A 14,715-nucleotide genomic window follows, 5' to 3' on the forward strand; every position below is an offset into this window, starting at 1 on the left:
ACTCCCTATAATGCGCCTCCACTGACACGGAACAACGGCACACACGCCGCCGGGTCAGCAGAGAAAAGCGAAAATAAACGCTTGACTCTGAAGCGGGAAAGCGTAATATGCACACCCCGCGCCGCAGCGAAAACGAAGCGGCACTGCTCTTTAACAATTTATCAGACAATCTGTGTGGGCACTCAAAGTGACATGGATTCTTAATGTCTTCGGACAATAAATGAATACCAAGTCTCTGAGTGAACATGCGTAATTCATTACGAAGTTTAATTCACGAGCATCAAACTTAAATTGAAGAGTTTGATCATGGCTCAGATTGAACGCTGGCGGCAGGCCTAACACATGCAAGTCGAGCGGCAGCGGAAAGTAGCTTGCTACTTTGCCGGCGAGCGGCGGACGGGTGAGTAATGTCTGGGAAACTGCCTGATGGAGGGGGATAACTACTGGAAACGGTAGCTAATACCGCATAACGTCGCAAGACCAAAGAGGGGGACCTTCGGGCCTCTTGCCATCAGATGTGCCCAGATGGGATTAGCTAGTAGGTGGGGTAACGGCTCACCTAGGCGACGATCCCTAGCTGGTCTGAGAGGATGACCAGCCACACTGGAACTGAGACACGGTCCAGACTCCTACGGGAGGCAGCAGTGGGGAATATTGCACAATGGGCGCAAGCCTGATGCAGCCATGCCGCGTGTATGAAGAAGGCCTTCGGGTTGTAAAGTACTTTCAGCGGGGAGGAAGGCGGTGGGGTTAATAACCTCATCGATTGACGTTACCCGCAGAAGAAGCACCGGCTAACTCCGTGCCAGCAGCCGCGGTAATACGGAGGGTGCAAGCGTTAATCGGAATTACTGGGCGTAAAGCGCACGCAGGCGGTCTGTCAAGTCGGATGTGAAATCCCCGGGCTCAACCTGGGAACTGCATTCGAAACTGGCAGGCTAGAGTCTTGTAGAGGGGGGTAGAATTCCAGGTGTAGCGGTGAAATGCGTAGAGATCTGGAGGAATACCGGTGGCGAAGGCGGCCCCCTGGACAAAGACTGACGCTCAGGTGCGAAAGCGTGGGGAGCAAACAGGATTAGATACCCTGGTAGTCCACGCCGTAAACGATGTCGACTTGGAGGTTGTGCCCTTGAGGCGTGGCTTCCGGAGCTAACGCGTTAAGTCGACCGCCTGGGGAGTACGGCCGCAAGGTTAAAACTCAAATGAATTGACGGGGGCCCGCACAAGCGGTGGAGCATGTGGTTTAATTCGATGCAACGCGAAGAACCTTACCTACTCTTGACATCCAGAGAACTTTCCAGAGATGGATTGGTGCCTTCGGGAACTCTGAGACAGGTGCTGCATGGCTGTCGTCAGCTCGTGTTGTGAAATGTTGGGTTAAGTCCCGCAACGAGCGCAACCCTTATCCTTTGTTGCCAGCGGTCCGGCCGGGAACTCAAAGGAGACTGCCAGTGATAAACTGGAGGAAGGTGGGGATGACGTCAAGTCATCATGGCCCTTACGAGTAGGGCTACACACGTGCTACAATGGCGCATACAAAGAGAAGCGACCTCGCGAGAGCAAGCGGACCTCATAAAGTGCGTCGTAGTCCGGATTGGAGTCTGCAACTCGACTCCATGAAGTCGGAATCGCTAGTAATCGTAGATCAGAATGCTACGGTGAATACGTTCCCGGGCCTTGTACACACCGCCCGTCACACCATGGGAGTGGGTTGCAAAAGAAGTAGGTAGCTTAACCTTCGGGAGGGCGCTTACCACTTTGTGATTCATGACTGGGGTGAAGTCGTAACAAGGTAACCGTAGGGGAACCTGCGGTTGGATCACCTCCTTACCTTAAAGAACCTGCCTTTGCAGTGCTCACACAGATTGTCTGATGAAAAGTAAATAGCAAGGCGTCTTGCGATTGAGACTTCAGTGTCCCCTTCGTCTAGAGGCCCAGGACACCGCCCTTTCACGGCGGTAACAGGGGTTCGAATCCCCTAGGGGACGCCACTTGCTGGTTCGTGAGTGAAAGTCACCTGCCGTCATATCTCAAAACTGACTTGCGAGTCACGTTTGAGATATTTGCTCTTTAAAAATCTGGATCAAGCTGAAAATTGAAACGACACATCTTTAATGGTGTGTTCGAGTCTCTCAAATTTTCGCAATCGGAAGTGAAACATCTTCGGGTTGTGAGGTTAAGCGACTAAGCGTACACGGTGGATGCCCTGGCAGTCAGAGGCGATGAAGGACGTGCTAATCTGCGAAAAGCGCCGGCTAGGTGATATGAACCTTTGACCCGGCGATGTCCGAATGGGGAAACCCAGTGTGATTCGTCACACTATCGTTAACTGAATACATAGGTTAACGAGGCGAACCGGGGGAACTGAAACATCTAAGTACCCCGAGGAAAAGAAATCAACCGAGATTCCCCCAGTAGCGGCGAGCGAACGGGGAGCAGCCCAGAGTCTGAATCAGCTTGTGTGTTAGTGGAAGCGTCTGGAAAGTCGCACGGTACAGGGTGACAGTCCCGTACACGAAAATGCACAGGTTGTGAACTCGAAGAGTAGGGCGGGACACGTGGTATCCTGTCTGAATATGGGGGGACCATCCTCCAAGGCTAAATACTCCTGACTGACCGATAGTGAACCAGTACCGTGAGGGAAAGGCGAAAAGAACCCCGGCGAGGGGAGTGAAATAGAACCTGAAACCGTGTACGTACAAGCAGTGGGAGCACCTTCGTGGTGTGACTGCGTACCTTTTGTATAATGGGTCAGCGACTTATATTCTGTAGCAAGGTTAACCGTATAGGGGAGCCGAAGGGAAACCGAGTCTTAACTGGGCGTTAAGTTGCAGGGTATAGACCCGAAACCCGGTGATCTAGCCATGGGCAGGTTGAAGGTTGGGTAACACTAACTGGAGGACCGAACCGACTAATGTTGAAAAATTAGCGGATGACTTGTGGCTGGGGGTGAAAGGCCAATCAAACCGGGAGATAGCTGGTTCTCCCCGAAAGCTATTTAGGTAGCGCCTCGTGAACTCATCTTCGGGGGTAGAGCACTGTTTCGGCTAGGGGGCCATCCCGGCTTACCAACCCGATGCAAACTACGAATACCGAAGAATGTTATCACGGGAGACACACGGCGGGTGCTAACGTCCGTCGTGAAGAGGGAAACAACCCAGACCGCCAGCTAAGGTCCCAAAGTCATGGTTAAGTGGGAAACGATGTGGGAAGGCACAGACAGCCAGGATGTTGGCTTAGAAGCAGCCATCATTTAAAGAAAGCGTAATAGCTCACTGGTCGAGTCGGCCTGCGCGGAAGATGTAACGGGGCTAAACCATGCACCGAAGCTGCGGCAGCGACACTATGTGTTGTTGGGTAGGGGAGCGTTCTGTAAGCCGTTGAAGGTGTGCTGTGAGGCATGCTGGAGGTATCAGAAGTGCGAATGCTGACATAAGTAACGATAAAGCGGGTGAAAAGCCCGCTCGCCGGAAGACCAAGGGTTCCTGTCCAACGTTAATCGGGGCAGGGTGAGTCGACCCCTAAGGCGAGGCCGAAAGGCGTAGTCGATGGGAAACAGGTTAATATTCCTGTACTTGGTGTTACTGCGAAGGGGGGACGGAGAAGGCTATGTTAGCCGGGCGACGGTTGTCCCGGTTTAAGCATGTAGGCGGAGGTTCCAGGTAAATCCGGTACCTTATTAACGCTGAGGTGTGATGACGAGGCACTACGGTGCTGAAGTAACAAATGCCCTGCTTCCAGGAAAAGCCTCTAAGCATCAGGTAACATCAAATCGTACCCCAAACCGACACAGGTGGTCAGGTAGAGAATACCAAGGCGCTTGAGAGAACTCGGGTGAAGGAACTAGGCAAAATGGTGCCGTAACTTCGGGAGAAGGCACGCTGATATGTAGGTGAAGCCCCTGCGGGTGGAGCTGAAATCAGTCGAAGATACCAGCTGGCTGCAACTGTTTATTAAAAACACAGCACTGTGCAAACACGAAAGTGGACGTATACGGTGTGACGCCTGCCCGGTGCCGGAAGGTTAATTGATGGGGTTAGCGGCAACGCGAAGCTCTTGATCGAAGCCCCGGTAAACGGCGGCCGTAACTATAACGGTCCTAAGGTAGCGAAATTCCTTGTCGGGTAAGTTCCGACCTGCACGAATGGCGTAATGATGGCCAGGCTGTCTCCACCCGAGACTCAGTGAAATTGAACTCGCTGTGAAGATGCAGTGTACCCGCGGCAAGACGGAAAGACCCCGTGAACCTTTACTATAGCTTGACACTGAACACTGGTCCTTGATGTGTAGGATAGGTGGGAGGCTTTGAAGCGTGGACGCCAGTCTGCGTGGAGCCGTCCTTGAAATACCACCCTTTAATGGCTGGTGTTCTAACGTAGACCCGTAATCCGGGTTGCGGACAGTGTCTGGTGGGTAGTTTGACTGGGGCGGTCTCCTCCCAAAGAGTAACGGAGGAGCACGAAGGTTAGCTAATCCTGGTCGGACATCAGGAGGTTAGTGCAATGGCATAAGCTAGCTTGACTGCGAGAGTGACGGCTCGAGCAGGTGCGAAAGCAGGTCATAGTGATCCGGTGGTTCTGAATGGAAGGGCCATCGCTCAACGGATAAAAGGTACTCCGGGGATAACAGGCTGATACCGCCCAAGAGTTCATATCGACGGCGGTGTTTGGCACCTCGATGTCGGCTCATCACATCCTGGGGCTGAAGTAGGTCCCAAGGGTATGGCTGTTCGCCATTTAAAGTGGTACGCGAGCTGGGTTTAGAACGTCGTGAGACAGTTCGGTCCCTATCTGCCGTGGGCGCTGGAGAATTGAGGGGGGCTGCTCCTAGTACGAGAGGACCGGAGTGGACGCATCACTGGTGTTCGGGTTGTCATGCCAATGGCACTGCCCGGTAGCTAAATGCGGAAAAGATAAGTGCTGAAAGCATCTAAGCACGAAACTTGCCCCGAGATGAGTTCTCCCTGAGACTTTAAGTCTCCTGAAGGAACGTTGAAGACGACGACGTTGATAGGTCGGGTGTGTAAGCGCAGCGATGCGTTGAGCTAACCGATACTAATGAACCGTGAGGCTTAACCTTACAACGCCGAAGATGTTTCGGCGAAGAGACAGACACGATTTTCAGCCTTGATACAGATTAAACAGAATTTGCCTGGCGGCTTTAGCGCGGTGGTCCCACCTGACCCCATGCCGAACTCAGAAGTGAAACGCCGTAGCGCCGATGGTAGTGTGGGGTCTCCCCATGTGAGAGTAGGGAACTGCCAGGCATCAAATAAGAAGAACCCCGTACCGTAAGGTGCGGGGTTTTTTGCTTTTGTTTTTCCACTCTGGCTTTTGTCTTAATCCCTTATCCTGCTAATGGAATGTGTGATCTCTGTCTCAATGCGATTTATAACAAAATTATAACATTTCATTTACGAGGTTATTGAGTCTCCAGGCTCAATACGCCGCAGTTTATGGCAGGAGCATAATCACAATGACAGAAAGCATGACATCAAACGGGACGCTGGCTCACAGTGATACCCGAAGAAGGGTATGGGCAATCATCAGCGCCTCTTCAGGGAATCTGGTTGAATGGTTCGACTTTTACGTCTACTCATTCTGTTCACTCTACTTCGCACATATTTTCTTCCCCTCCGGCAACACCACCACGCAGCTGCTACAAACGGCAGGAGTCTTCGCCGCAGGCTTCTTGATGCGACCCATCGGGGGCTGGCTGTTCGGCCGTATTGCGGATCGTCGCGGGCGTAAGGCCTCTATGCTGATCTCGGTGTGCATGATGTGCTTTGGCTCGCTGGTGATCGCCTGCTTACCAGGATATGCATCGATTGGTACCTGGGCACCGGCACTACTTTTGCTGGCCCGCTTATTCCAGGGATTATCGGTGGGCGGTGAATACGGTACCAGTGCAACCTACATGAGTGAAATTGCACTGGAAGGCCGTAAAGGTTTTTACGCCTCATTCCAGTACGTCACGCTGATTGGCGGTCAACTGCTGGCCATTCTTGTGGTGGTGATCCTGCAGCAAATTCTGACGGACGAACAACTTCACGCCTGGGGATGGCGGATCCCTTTCGCAATGGGCGCTGTACTGGCGGTCGTTGCACTTTGGCTACGCCGTCAGCTAGATGAAACCTCTCAGAAAGAGGTCAGGATGCTGAAGGAGGCGGGAACATTCAAAGGGTTATGGCGTAACCGCAAAGCTTTCCTGATGGTGCTGGGCTTCACTGCAGGCGGCTCTCTCAGTTTTTATACGTTCACCACCTATATGCAAAAATACCTGGTAAACACCACCGGCATGCACGCAAACGTCGCCAGCGTGGTCATGACCGTGGCACTGTTTGTCTTTATGCTCATACAGCCGATCGTCGGCGCGCTCTCGGATAAAATTGGCCGACGTACGTCGATGCTCATTTTTGGCGGATTGTCGGCATTATGTACCGTCCCCATTCTGACTGCGCTTCAGCATGTCTCTTCACCGTATGCTGCCTTTGCGCTGGTGATGGTGGCGATGGTGATTGTCAGTTTCTACACCTCCATCAGCGGGATACTGAAAGCCGAGATGTTCCCGGCGCAGGTCCGTGCGTTAGGGGTAGGGCTCTCTTATGCGGTCGCCAACGCGGTGTTTGGCGGATCGGCGGAGTACGTAGCGCTGTCACTTAAATCATGGGGAAGCGAAACGACATTCTTCTGGTACGTAACGGGAATGGGGGCACTGGCGTTTGTTGTCTCCCTGATGCTGCATCGCAAAGGGAAAGGCATTCGACTTTAATACCGCGCCATCTGCCATACGGCATAGCCGGTCGTTGCGCCAGCGACATCCCAGGCGAAATCTTTCCAGCTCCAGCCGCTCCCTGCGGGGCGGCTATCCCACAGTTCTTTTGATGCCCCAAGACTTACTGAGAACATCAGCCCGATCGCCGCGCTACGGTCCCGGCTGTATCCCTGATGCTGGGCATATTCATTACCGGCTGCGGACAACATCGCGGAGGCGAGAAAATGCTGTGCTTTATCCTGTCCGGACCAGCTATCGTTGGCCATATGGCTACAGCCACTCAGGAAAATGACACTCAGTAACAAAGGAATACGCATCAACGGGCCCCATAAAAAAGCCCTGCGGGTGACAGGGCCTGGACATTACAGAATACGGCTGATAAGTCGGTCGATACGGATACGACGTAAGCGGCGAATAAGCTTGCGAACTTTCACCGGATAATCGGCAATGCTCTGCAGTTCGCGGTAGTGATTCACCACGGTTGTATGGGTGCGAATCAGCTCCAGCTCGCGTTCACGTTGGGCGGCTAACTCATGCTGCGGATCATGGATCAGGATAGCGTTTTCCAGATCCAGTCGCCACGCGCGCGGGTTCAGGTTGTTACCGGTCAGCAGCATCCACTCATCGTCGACCCACATGCCTTTCAGATGGTAACTATTGTCTTCATCTTTCCAGAGACGCACAACCAGCTGGTCAGTGTTGACGTAATACTGTAAGCGGCTCAGGAAACGGCGAAGGTTAATCTCATAGAGATAAGGCAATGCACCGATGATTTTGAACGGCTGATCTTCGGGAATAAAGAAGTCGTTTGCCGTTTTATCACCCACGATGATTTCCACTTTTTTACCCTCGCGCAGCAGCTGAATGATATTACGCACCAGCACGGCAGGAAGGTTGAAATACGGCGTGCAGATAGTGAGTTTCTGCTCCGCGCACGGCATCAGATGGAAAATCGTTTTGTTCAGCAGGCTCGATTTGCCGAGCCCTACCAGCGGGGTAACGGATAACTCTTCGTTATTCGCATCGCCCTGGAAATGATAGACCGCATCGCGCAGCTCCTGGCGGAAGGCGCGAACATCATTTTTGATTTCCGGGCTTTTAGGGCGCTCGGGATCGTCAAGACGATTAACACCACGGCCATGAACCAGATTTTTATCAACCCAGTTGAACATGATATCGGCCATCTGCGGATTACGGATCAGATGGTAACGGTCGTAGCGATATTTATCGAGCTGATGAAGGTAGACATCATTGAGACTGGCGCCGCTGTATAGCACGCTGTCATCAATAATGAACCCCTTGAAATGAAGAACGCCGAGCGCTTCACGGGTATTCACCGGGACGCCATAAACAGGCACGTCAACACCAGGATTTTCCTGCGCCGTGCGGCAATACCAGTCAGCATTGGTGTTTGACGCTGCAGCGCCAATTCGGCCACGCTGAGCGCGATGCCAGTCTACCAGCACGCGAACATCCAGTTCCGGACGCTGACGTTTGGCTTCATAGAGCGCGTTCAGGATCGCGCGCCCGCCTTCATCCTGTTCAAGATACAGTGCCACAATACAAATGCGTCGCGTGGCGCTGGCAATCTTTTCCAGAAGCGTCTCCCGAAAATGAGCGGGAGCGTAAAAGAACTCTACATCATCAACTGACTGAGAAATCTTCGGTAGTTGAGCAAGGTGTTGTTGATGTTTATTACGCTTAAATTTTGACAACATCACAGTGCGTTTCTTCTCTGTTCATTGAAGGGTTGTCTGTACTATGCAAACAACATAAGCGGACAATGATACCACCAGTCCCGTCCAAAGTGGGTAACATTTCCAGTAGCTTACTCGCGTTTGTCTGCTGATGACAGACTGAGGGACAAGGCAACAATACCTTCGTCCAGCTGAATATCAACGTCAAACCCAAGTTTTCGCGCCAGGGTCACCATACCGCGATTGTTAGGCATAGTAATGCCATTAAGGCGTAACAATCCGTGATCTCGCGTATAACTGATGAGTTTTTCCAGCAGTCGTCTTCCCAGGCCCAGACCTTTAAGATCGGAGCGTACCAGCACGGCAAACTCCGCATCGACGTTATCCGGGTCAGAAATCGCACGCGTGACGCCGAGGATCTCATCACCCTTATCGGCGCGACGAACGGCAACAAACGCCATTTCTCGATCGTAGTCGATCTGGGTCATATTGGCTAAATCATCGTGGGTAAATTCGTTGATTTCGCTAAAATAGCGATAATAAAGATCCTCTTTCGTGACCTGAGAGATAAAGGCCCGCAGCTGGGGCTCATCTTCCGGCAGAATAGGGCGGAACAAGGCGCGTTCCCCATTTTTCATCTCAACCCACTCCTCCAGCTGCAGGGGATACGGGCGGATCGCAAGGCGGCTCTCTCTGTCTCCTTCGAATGGCGCGATATCCAGGGTCACGTCCAGCGCCGTAAACTCATTGCCGGAGGCGAGCAGCGGATGAATGTCCAGCCGCTGGATCTCGGCACAATCCACAATCAGGTTAGAGACCTGCACCAGGAACTGACTTAGCCCGGCAATATCAAGCGGACGCAGCGCGCTCCGGCCGCGGATCTTTTTGCTTTTGATCGCCTGGATAATCAGATAACGTGCCAGGTTCATGTTCAGCGGCGGTAACGCCACCACGGCCTGCTCCTCCGGGCGCCACTCCACGCCGCCTTCACCCAGCATGATGAGCGGGCCGAAGACGGGATCGTGTTCGACCACCACCCGTAACTCCTGAGCGCCTGCGCGGTTAGCCATGCTTTGCACCAGCAACCCGTGGATCCTTGCCTGTGGCCACGCCATTTTGACCCGGTCAAAAATGGCATCTGCGGCCTGCTGCACCTCAGTCGCCGTACGCAGGTAGAGCATCACACCTTGAACGTCAGACTTATGCGGAATATCCGGGGAGCGCAGCTTCAGGGCAACCGGATAGCCAATCTGCTCGGCAATATGCACGGCCTCAGCGCTATCGCTGGCGATCCAGGTCGGCAGGGTCTGCATCCCGTAGCTGCCCAGAATGGGCTGGACTTCATGCGTATCCAGCGACGTCGCGCCTTCTTCGATTGCCTGCTGCAACAGCCGGTGAACGTCGACGGTATTGGCCGTCAGATTACCGGGCAACGCCGGCGTCTCGCGGAGCTGTTTCTGGTTGCGGCGATATTCCACCATATGCATAAACGCGGTAATGGTGCCTTCCGGCGTGCGGTAGGTTGGCAGTCCGGCTTCGCTGAACAGACGTCGCGCCTCCTGCGAAGAAAACTCTCCGCACCAGTTGGTCAGCAGGGTGACATATTTGCCTCGCGGATGGTTGCGCACCGCCTCAATGAGCGCGCGCGCGCTTTCGCTGCCCGGCGCGACCGCGCTGGGGGAGTGGATAATCATCAGCGCATCGAAATCCTGGCTATCCAGCAAAATGGAAATGGCCTTGATATAGCGCTCGCTGCTGGCATCATCGCGCAAATCAAGCGGATTGCCGGGCGTCACGCTGGTCGGAAGCGCGTCTTTCAGGCGCTGCAGCGTCTCTTCACTCGGCGTGGCCAGCTTGCCGAAGCGCCGCCACAGCTCATCCAGGGCGAGTGCGGCAGGGGCGGCGCCGTTACTGACAATCATTAACTTCTCGCCGCGCAACGGGCGCATATGGCTTAACGTCTCAACGGCGGAAAAAAGCTCGTGCGTATCCTGTACCCGCAGCAAACCCGCGCGCTGAATGGCGGCGTCCCAGGCGGGATCCATGCCGGAATGCGAATGCAGCAGACGCTGTGCCGCAGGGCTGCGTCCGCTTTTGATCACCAGGATCGGCTTATTGCGCGACGCGCTTCGCGACGCCGAGACAAAACGACGCGCGTCGCTGAGGTGTTCAAGATAAAGCAGGATCGCACTGGTTTTGCCGTCGCGCGCCAGAAAATCCAGCAGCTCATCAACGTCGATATCCAGGCTGTCACCGAGCGCAATGAAGTAGGAGAATCCCATTTCACGCTGCTGCGCCCAGTCGAGAATGGTGTTCGATACCGCAGCCGACTGCGAGATAAAAGCGAGCTTGCCTTTGCGGATTGGAACCGGAGAGAAGCTGGCATTCAGACCCTGCCAGGGGGCGAGCAGGCCCAGACTGTTTGGCCCAAGAATGCGCATTTGATAGCGGCTGGCGCAGGCCAGAAGCTCGGCTTTCTGTTCAGGCGGAGACGAGAGAATAATGCAGGTTTTACAACCTTTCTTGCCGAGCGATTCCAGCAGTTCCGGATTCCGTTTTGCGTTTGTACACAGTACGGCCAGATCCGGTACGAAAGGCAGGCTCTGTACATCAGGCCATGCAAGCACCCCCTGAACGGCTTTATACGCCGGTGTGACGGGCATGACGGGGCCATTAAATCCCCCGGCCAGCAGGTTGCGCATCATCAGATAGCCAGCACGATCCGGTTTCATTGATGCGCCGATGACGGCAATGGATTTAGGACGAAGTAGCGCTTCTAACCCTCGCTGGCTCATGCAGGCCTCCTGTGAATGCAAGCGACCTGATGATTTTAAACGCTTTCCGTCTCGGCTGCTATGACGCTGCCCTTATGAACGGTTTTTCCCGCCAGATAGCGTTCCCGGAAACAGGAGAAATGGTTGCCCAGGGCTTGAGCCGCAGCGGTATCACCCGCCAGGTCCAGAAGCGCAATGGCCACTTCGGCGGTGCAGTATTGCCCGTCAGCATGCGCTTCACGCAGGCGATAGGCGGAGACGCGGGACAGATCGACAGAAATCACCGGCAGTGCGTCGAGATACGGGCTTTTACGAAACATTTTTCGCGCTTCGGTCCAGGTGCCGTCCAGCATAATAAACAACGGCGGTTTACCGGCTGGCGGCGTCGAAAGCACCTGGCGATCGACACCTGCATATGACGCAGGGAAAACGACCATCGGCTGATAGTCCGGGCTTGCCACTAAGTCGAGCAGCGCCTGAGGGGGCTCCGTACGGGACCACTGAAATGCCGCGGTATCCGGCAGAATATCGGCAATGAGGCGACCGGTATTGCTGGGCTTCATCGGCTCGGTATCAAACATGACCAGACAAAAACGGCTCTGGGCCGTACTCGGCGCCAGCGTCTCGCACAGGCAAACCTTCAGCGGCAGCAGGCAGCGCTGACAGCGGCGAATACGGTTTCCGCGCGCGAGAAACGGTCGGGTAGCGCGCGCAAGGCGTTCGGCGCGTAATTGAAGAACAGCGTTATCAGTCATGGGCGAAATGCAGGAAAAACCCTATTTTCGCAGAGGCGAGAACGGGGCACAAGATGTGCCCCGAGAATGTTACAGCGACTCGTTTAACCAGCTTTCAAAAGGCGCTTTAGGCACCGCACCGTTGAGCATATCGAGCACTTCACCATTTTTGAAAATCATAATGGTCGGGATGCTGCGAATACGAAAACGGGCGCTCAGTTCAGGTTCAGCTTCAGTATTGACCTTAACGAAACGTATTTTTCCGCTGCGCTCTTCGGCCACGTCTTCGAAGATCGGCGCGAAGCTCCGGCATGGGCCGCACCAGGGCGCCCAGAAATCAACCACAACAGGAAGATCGTCCTTGAGGAGTTTGTCCAGCGTAGCACCCGTCGCGTTAATGACCTCGCCATCAAACAATTCATGGCCGCAGCGTCCACATTTCGCACCATCTTCAATCCGATCGTCCGGAATGCGGTTAAGAGCCTGACAGTTGGCACATACGGTATTCATAACTAACCTCTGATAGAGCCGTGGGACAGCGGCAAAATGCCGATAATGTTTCTAATATGTTACATATTATCAATGAGCCTGTTTGAAACAACAATGCGTTTTATTCAATGAGAACAATAGTCACAGGCTTTTGTACGAAATTATGGCTATGCGCTGGCACATCGGGTAATCTGCGCGCTTCGCGCAGCGCTGGTGGAGAAAAGCATGAACGACGAAATGAAAAATAAAAGCGGCAAGGTCAAAGTGATGTATGTCCGCAGTGATGATGACTCTGATAAACGCACCCAAAATCCGCGTACCGGAAAAGGTGGCGGGCGTCCGGCGTCTTCTCGTGCAGACGGTGGCCGTCGCCCCGCCCGCGATGACAGAAACAACCGCGGTGATGACCGCAAACGTGATGACCGCAAGCGTGACGATCGCAAACGCGATGACCGTCCGCGGGATGACTTCTCACGTGATAACGCCTCCCCGTGGCGCACCGTTTCTCGTGCCCCTGGCGACGAAACGCCAGAAAAGGCCGATCACGGCGGTATCAGCGGTAAAAGCTTTATCGACCCGGAAGTGCTGCGCCGTCAGCGTGCGGAAGAGACTCGCGTGTATGGTGAAAACGCCTGCCAGGCGCTGTTCCTGAGCCGTCCTGAATGTATCGTCCGCGCCTGGTTTATTCAGAGCGTAACCCCGCGCTTTAAAGAAGCGCTGCGCTGGATGGCGGCAAACCGCAAAGCCTACCACGTGGTTGATGATGCCGAGCTGACCAAAGCATCCGGTACAGAACACCACGGCGGCGTCTGCTTCCTGATCAAAAAACGTAACGGTACGACCGTTCAGCAGTGGGTCAGTCAGGCGGATGCCGATGACTGTGTACTGGCGCTGGAAGACGTGGGCAACCCGCATAACCTGGGCGCAATGATGCGTAGCTGCGCTCACTTTGGCGTGAAAGGCGTGCTGTTGCAGGATGCCGCGCTGCTGGAATCCGGTGCCGCGATCCGTACTGCGGAAGGCGGAGCCGAACACGTACAGCCGATCACCGGCGACAGCGTGCTGGATGCCCTTGAGCAGTTCCGTAAAGCGGGTTATTCCATCGTGACCACCTCGAGCCATGCCGGTACGCCGCTGTTTAAAGCGACGCTGCCACGCAAAATGGTGCTGGTGCTGGGTCAGGAACGCGATGGTCTGTCTGATGCGGCCCTCTCCAGTGCGGATCTGAGCGTCTCTATTGATGGGACAGGCAATGTGGAAAGTCTGAACGTATCCGTTGCGACCGGCGTACTGCTGGCCGAATGGTGGCGTCAGAATAAGGCATAAGCCCCTTCATGTGCCGGGTCAGACCCGGCACATTCAAATACTATTCGCTCTCTGCCGGTAACACAGGCATCCAGTCAATGGGCGTTTCGCCACGTTTTTCCAGCCATTCGTTCGCCAGAACAAAATGATTACTGCCAAAGAAACCGCGATGTGCAGACAGCGGTGACGGGTGCGGCGCTTTCAACACGTGATGACGCTGACGGTCAATAATCGCCCCTTTCTTCTGCGCGTGCGATCCCCAGAGTAAAAACACGACCCCTTCACGGTGTTCGTTGATCAGGCTGATGACTTTATCGGTGAACGTCTCCCAGCCCAGGCTGGCGTGCGAGTGCGCCTGGCCGGCCCGAACGGTGAGTACCGTGTTCAATAACAGCACGCCCTGACGCGCCCAGCTTTCCAGGTAGCCATGGTTTGGCCGGGTAAACCCGGGCACGGTTCCCTCAAGCTCTTTATACATATTGAGCAGAGAAGGGGGTATCGCCACGCCGGGACGTACGGAAAACGCCAGCCCATGCGCCTGGCCCGGGCCGTGATAGGGATCCTGGCCCAGAATGACCACTTTCACATCGCTCAGTTCGGTGTAGCGAAAGGCGTTGAACACATCTTTCTGCGGCGGGTAAATCGTCTGTCCGGACTGGCGCTCAGCCGCAACGGTGCTGAGCGTATTGATAAAATAGGGCTGCTGCTTTTCTTCTGCCAGCACGTCATGCCAGGTTAAAGGTGTCGTCATCTCGCTCTCCTGCGAATTTCAATCTCTGACTAGCTTACCTGTTAAAGCCCGGTGAGCAAAATAGCACACTGAAATGCGCGCTAAGTGGCTAAATTTATGTTGAAAATATGCAGGTTGAATTGAATTGGTAAGGTCGTGAAATTGATCTAAAGCAATAAATTCAAACCACACTCTTTATGTGGTTGGTGTTT

8 protein-coding genes, 1 tRNA gene and 3 rRNA genes are annotated in these 14,715 nt (G+C 54.2%); 6 read left to right on the top strand and 6 right to left on the bottom strand.

The window, feature by feature from the left end; all coding sequences use genetic code 11:
• The first annotated feature begins 288 nt into the window (after positions 1 to 288).
• The 5 genes from ACMGGE_RS00005 (at position 289) to ACMGGE_RS00025 (ending at position 6,771) form a co-directional block, all read left to right on the top strand.
• Positions 289 to 1,830: ribosomal RNA gene (locus ACMGGE_RS00005) — 16S ribosomal RNA — on the top strand.
• Between the two features lie 85 nt (positions 1,831 to 1,915).
• A tRNA-Glu gene (locus tag ACMGGE_RS00010) sits at positions 1,916 to 1,991 on the top strand.
• A 183-nt stretch (positions 1,992 to 2,174) separates the two neighbouring features.
• Positions 2,175 to 5,079: ribosomal RNA gene (locus tag ACMGGE_RS00015) — 23S ribosomal RNA — on the top strand.
• A 71-nt stretch (positions 5,080 to 5,150) separates the two neighbouring features.
• Positions 5,151 to 5,266 (top strand): 5S ribosomal RNA (gene rrf / locus ACMGGE_RS00020).
• The 16S, 23S and 5S rRNA genes sit together here with 1 tRNA gene alongside, the layout of an rRNA operon.
• Positions 5,267 to 5,475: 209 nt before the next feature.
• A complete protein-coding gene (locus tag ACMGGE_RS00025; protein ID WP_045908524.1) occupies positions 5,476 to 6,771 on the top strand; it encodes an MFS transporter in 1,296 nt (431 codons plus the stop codon).
• Here the strand turns inward: ACMGGE_RS00025 and ACMGGE_RS00030 are convergent.
• From ACMGGE_RS00030 to trxC, 5 genes are all read right to left on the bottom strand, one after another.
• On the bottom strand, positions 6,768 to 7,091 hold the full coding sequence (locus tag ACMGGE_RS00030) for a YfiM family lipoprotein (RefSeq protein WP_045908525.1): 324 nt from the start codon (positions 7,089 to 7,091) through the stop codon (positions 6,768 to 6,770). The genes ACMGGE_RS00025 and ACMGGE_RS00030 overlap by 4 nt on opposite strands.
• A gap of 45 nt (positions 7,092 to 7,136) precedes the next feature.
• Complete coding sequence (gene pssA / locus ACMGGE_RS00035) at positions 7,137 to 8,492, bottom strand: CDP-diacylglycerol--serine O-phosphatidyltransferase (protein WP_023294337.1); 1,356 nt, start codon at positions 8,490 to 8,492, stop codon at positions 7,137 to 7,139.
• 110 nt (positions 8,493 to 8,602) lie between these two features.
• Positions 8,603 to 11,266: a bifunctional acetate--CoA ligase family protein/GNAT family N-acetyltransferase gene (locus ACMGGE_RS00040; protein WP_196346716.1), complete on the bottom strand. Its 2,664-nt coding sequence runs from the start codon at positions 11,264 to 11,266 to the stop codon at positions 8,603 to 8,605.
• A gap of 35 nt (positions 11,267 to 11,301) precedes the next feature.
• A complete protein-coding gene (tapT, locus tag ACMGGE_RS00045; RefSeq protein ID WP_420293215.1) occupies positions 11,302 to 12,000 on the bottom strand; it encodes a tRNA-uridine aminocarboxypropyltransferase in 699 nt (232 codons plus the stop codon).
• 69 nt (positions 12,001 to 12,069) lie between these two features.
• Complete coding sequence (gene trxC, locus ACMGGE_RS00050) at positions 12,070 to 12,489, bottom strand: thioredoxin TrxC (protein ID WP_045908528.1); 420 nt, start codon at positions 12,487 to 12,489, stop codon at positions 12,070 to 12,072.
• A gap of 204 nt (positions 12,490 to 12,693) precedes the next feature.
• Here trxC and ACMGGE_RS00055 point away from each other — a divergent pair, with 204 nt between their 5' ends.
• A complete protein-coding gene (locus ACMGGE_RS00055) occupies positions 12,694 to 13,794 on the top strand; it encodes a tRNA/rRNA methyltransferase (protein ID WP_045908529.1) in 1,101 nt (366 codons plus the stop codon).
• Positions 13,795 to 13,834: 40 nt separating this feature from the next.
• On the opposite strand, the gene ung is transcribed toward ACMGGE_RS00055, so the two are convergent.
• Entirely contained in the window at positions 13,835 to 14,524 is a 690-nt protein-coding gene (gene ung / locus ACMGGE_RS00060) for a uracil-DNA glycosylase (RefSeq protein WP_023333064.1), read from the bottom strand.
• Positions 14,525 to 14,715 lie beyond the last annotated feature (191 nt).

This window comes from Enterobacter sp. BNK-22 (assembly GCF_048684805.1).
Classification (GTDB): domain Bacteria; phylum Pseudomonadota; class Gammaproteobacteria; order Enterobacterales; family Enterobacteriaceae; genus Enterobacter; species Enterobacter quasiroggenkampii.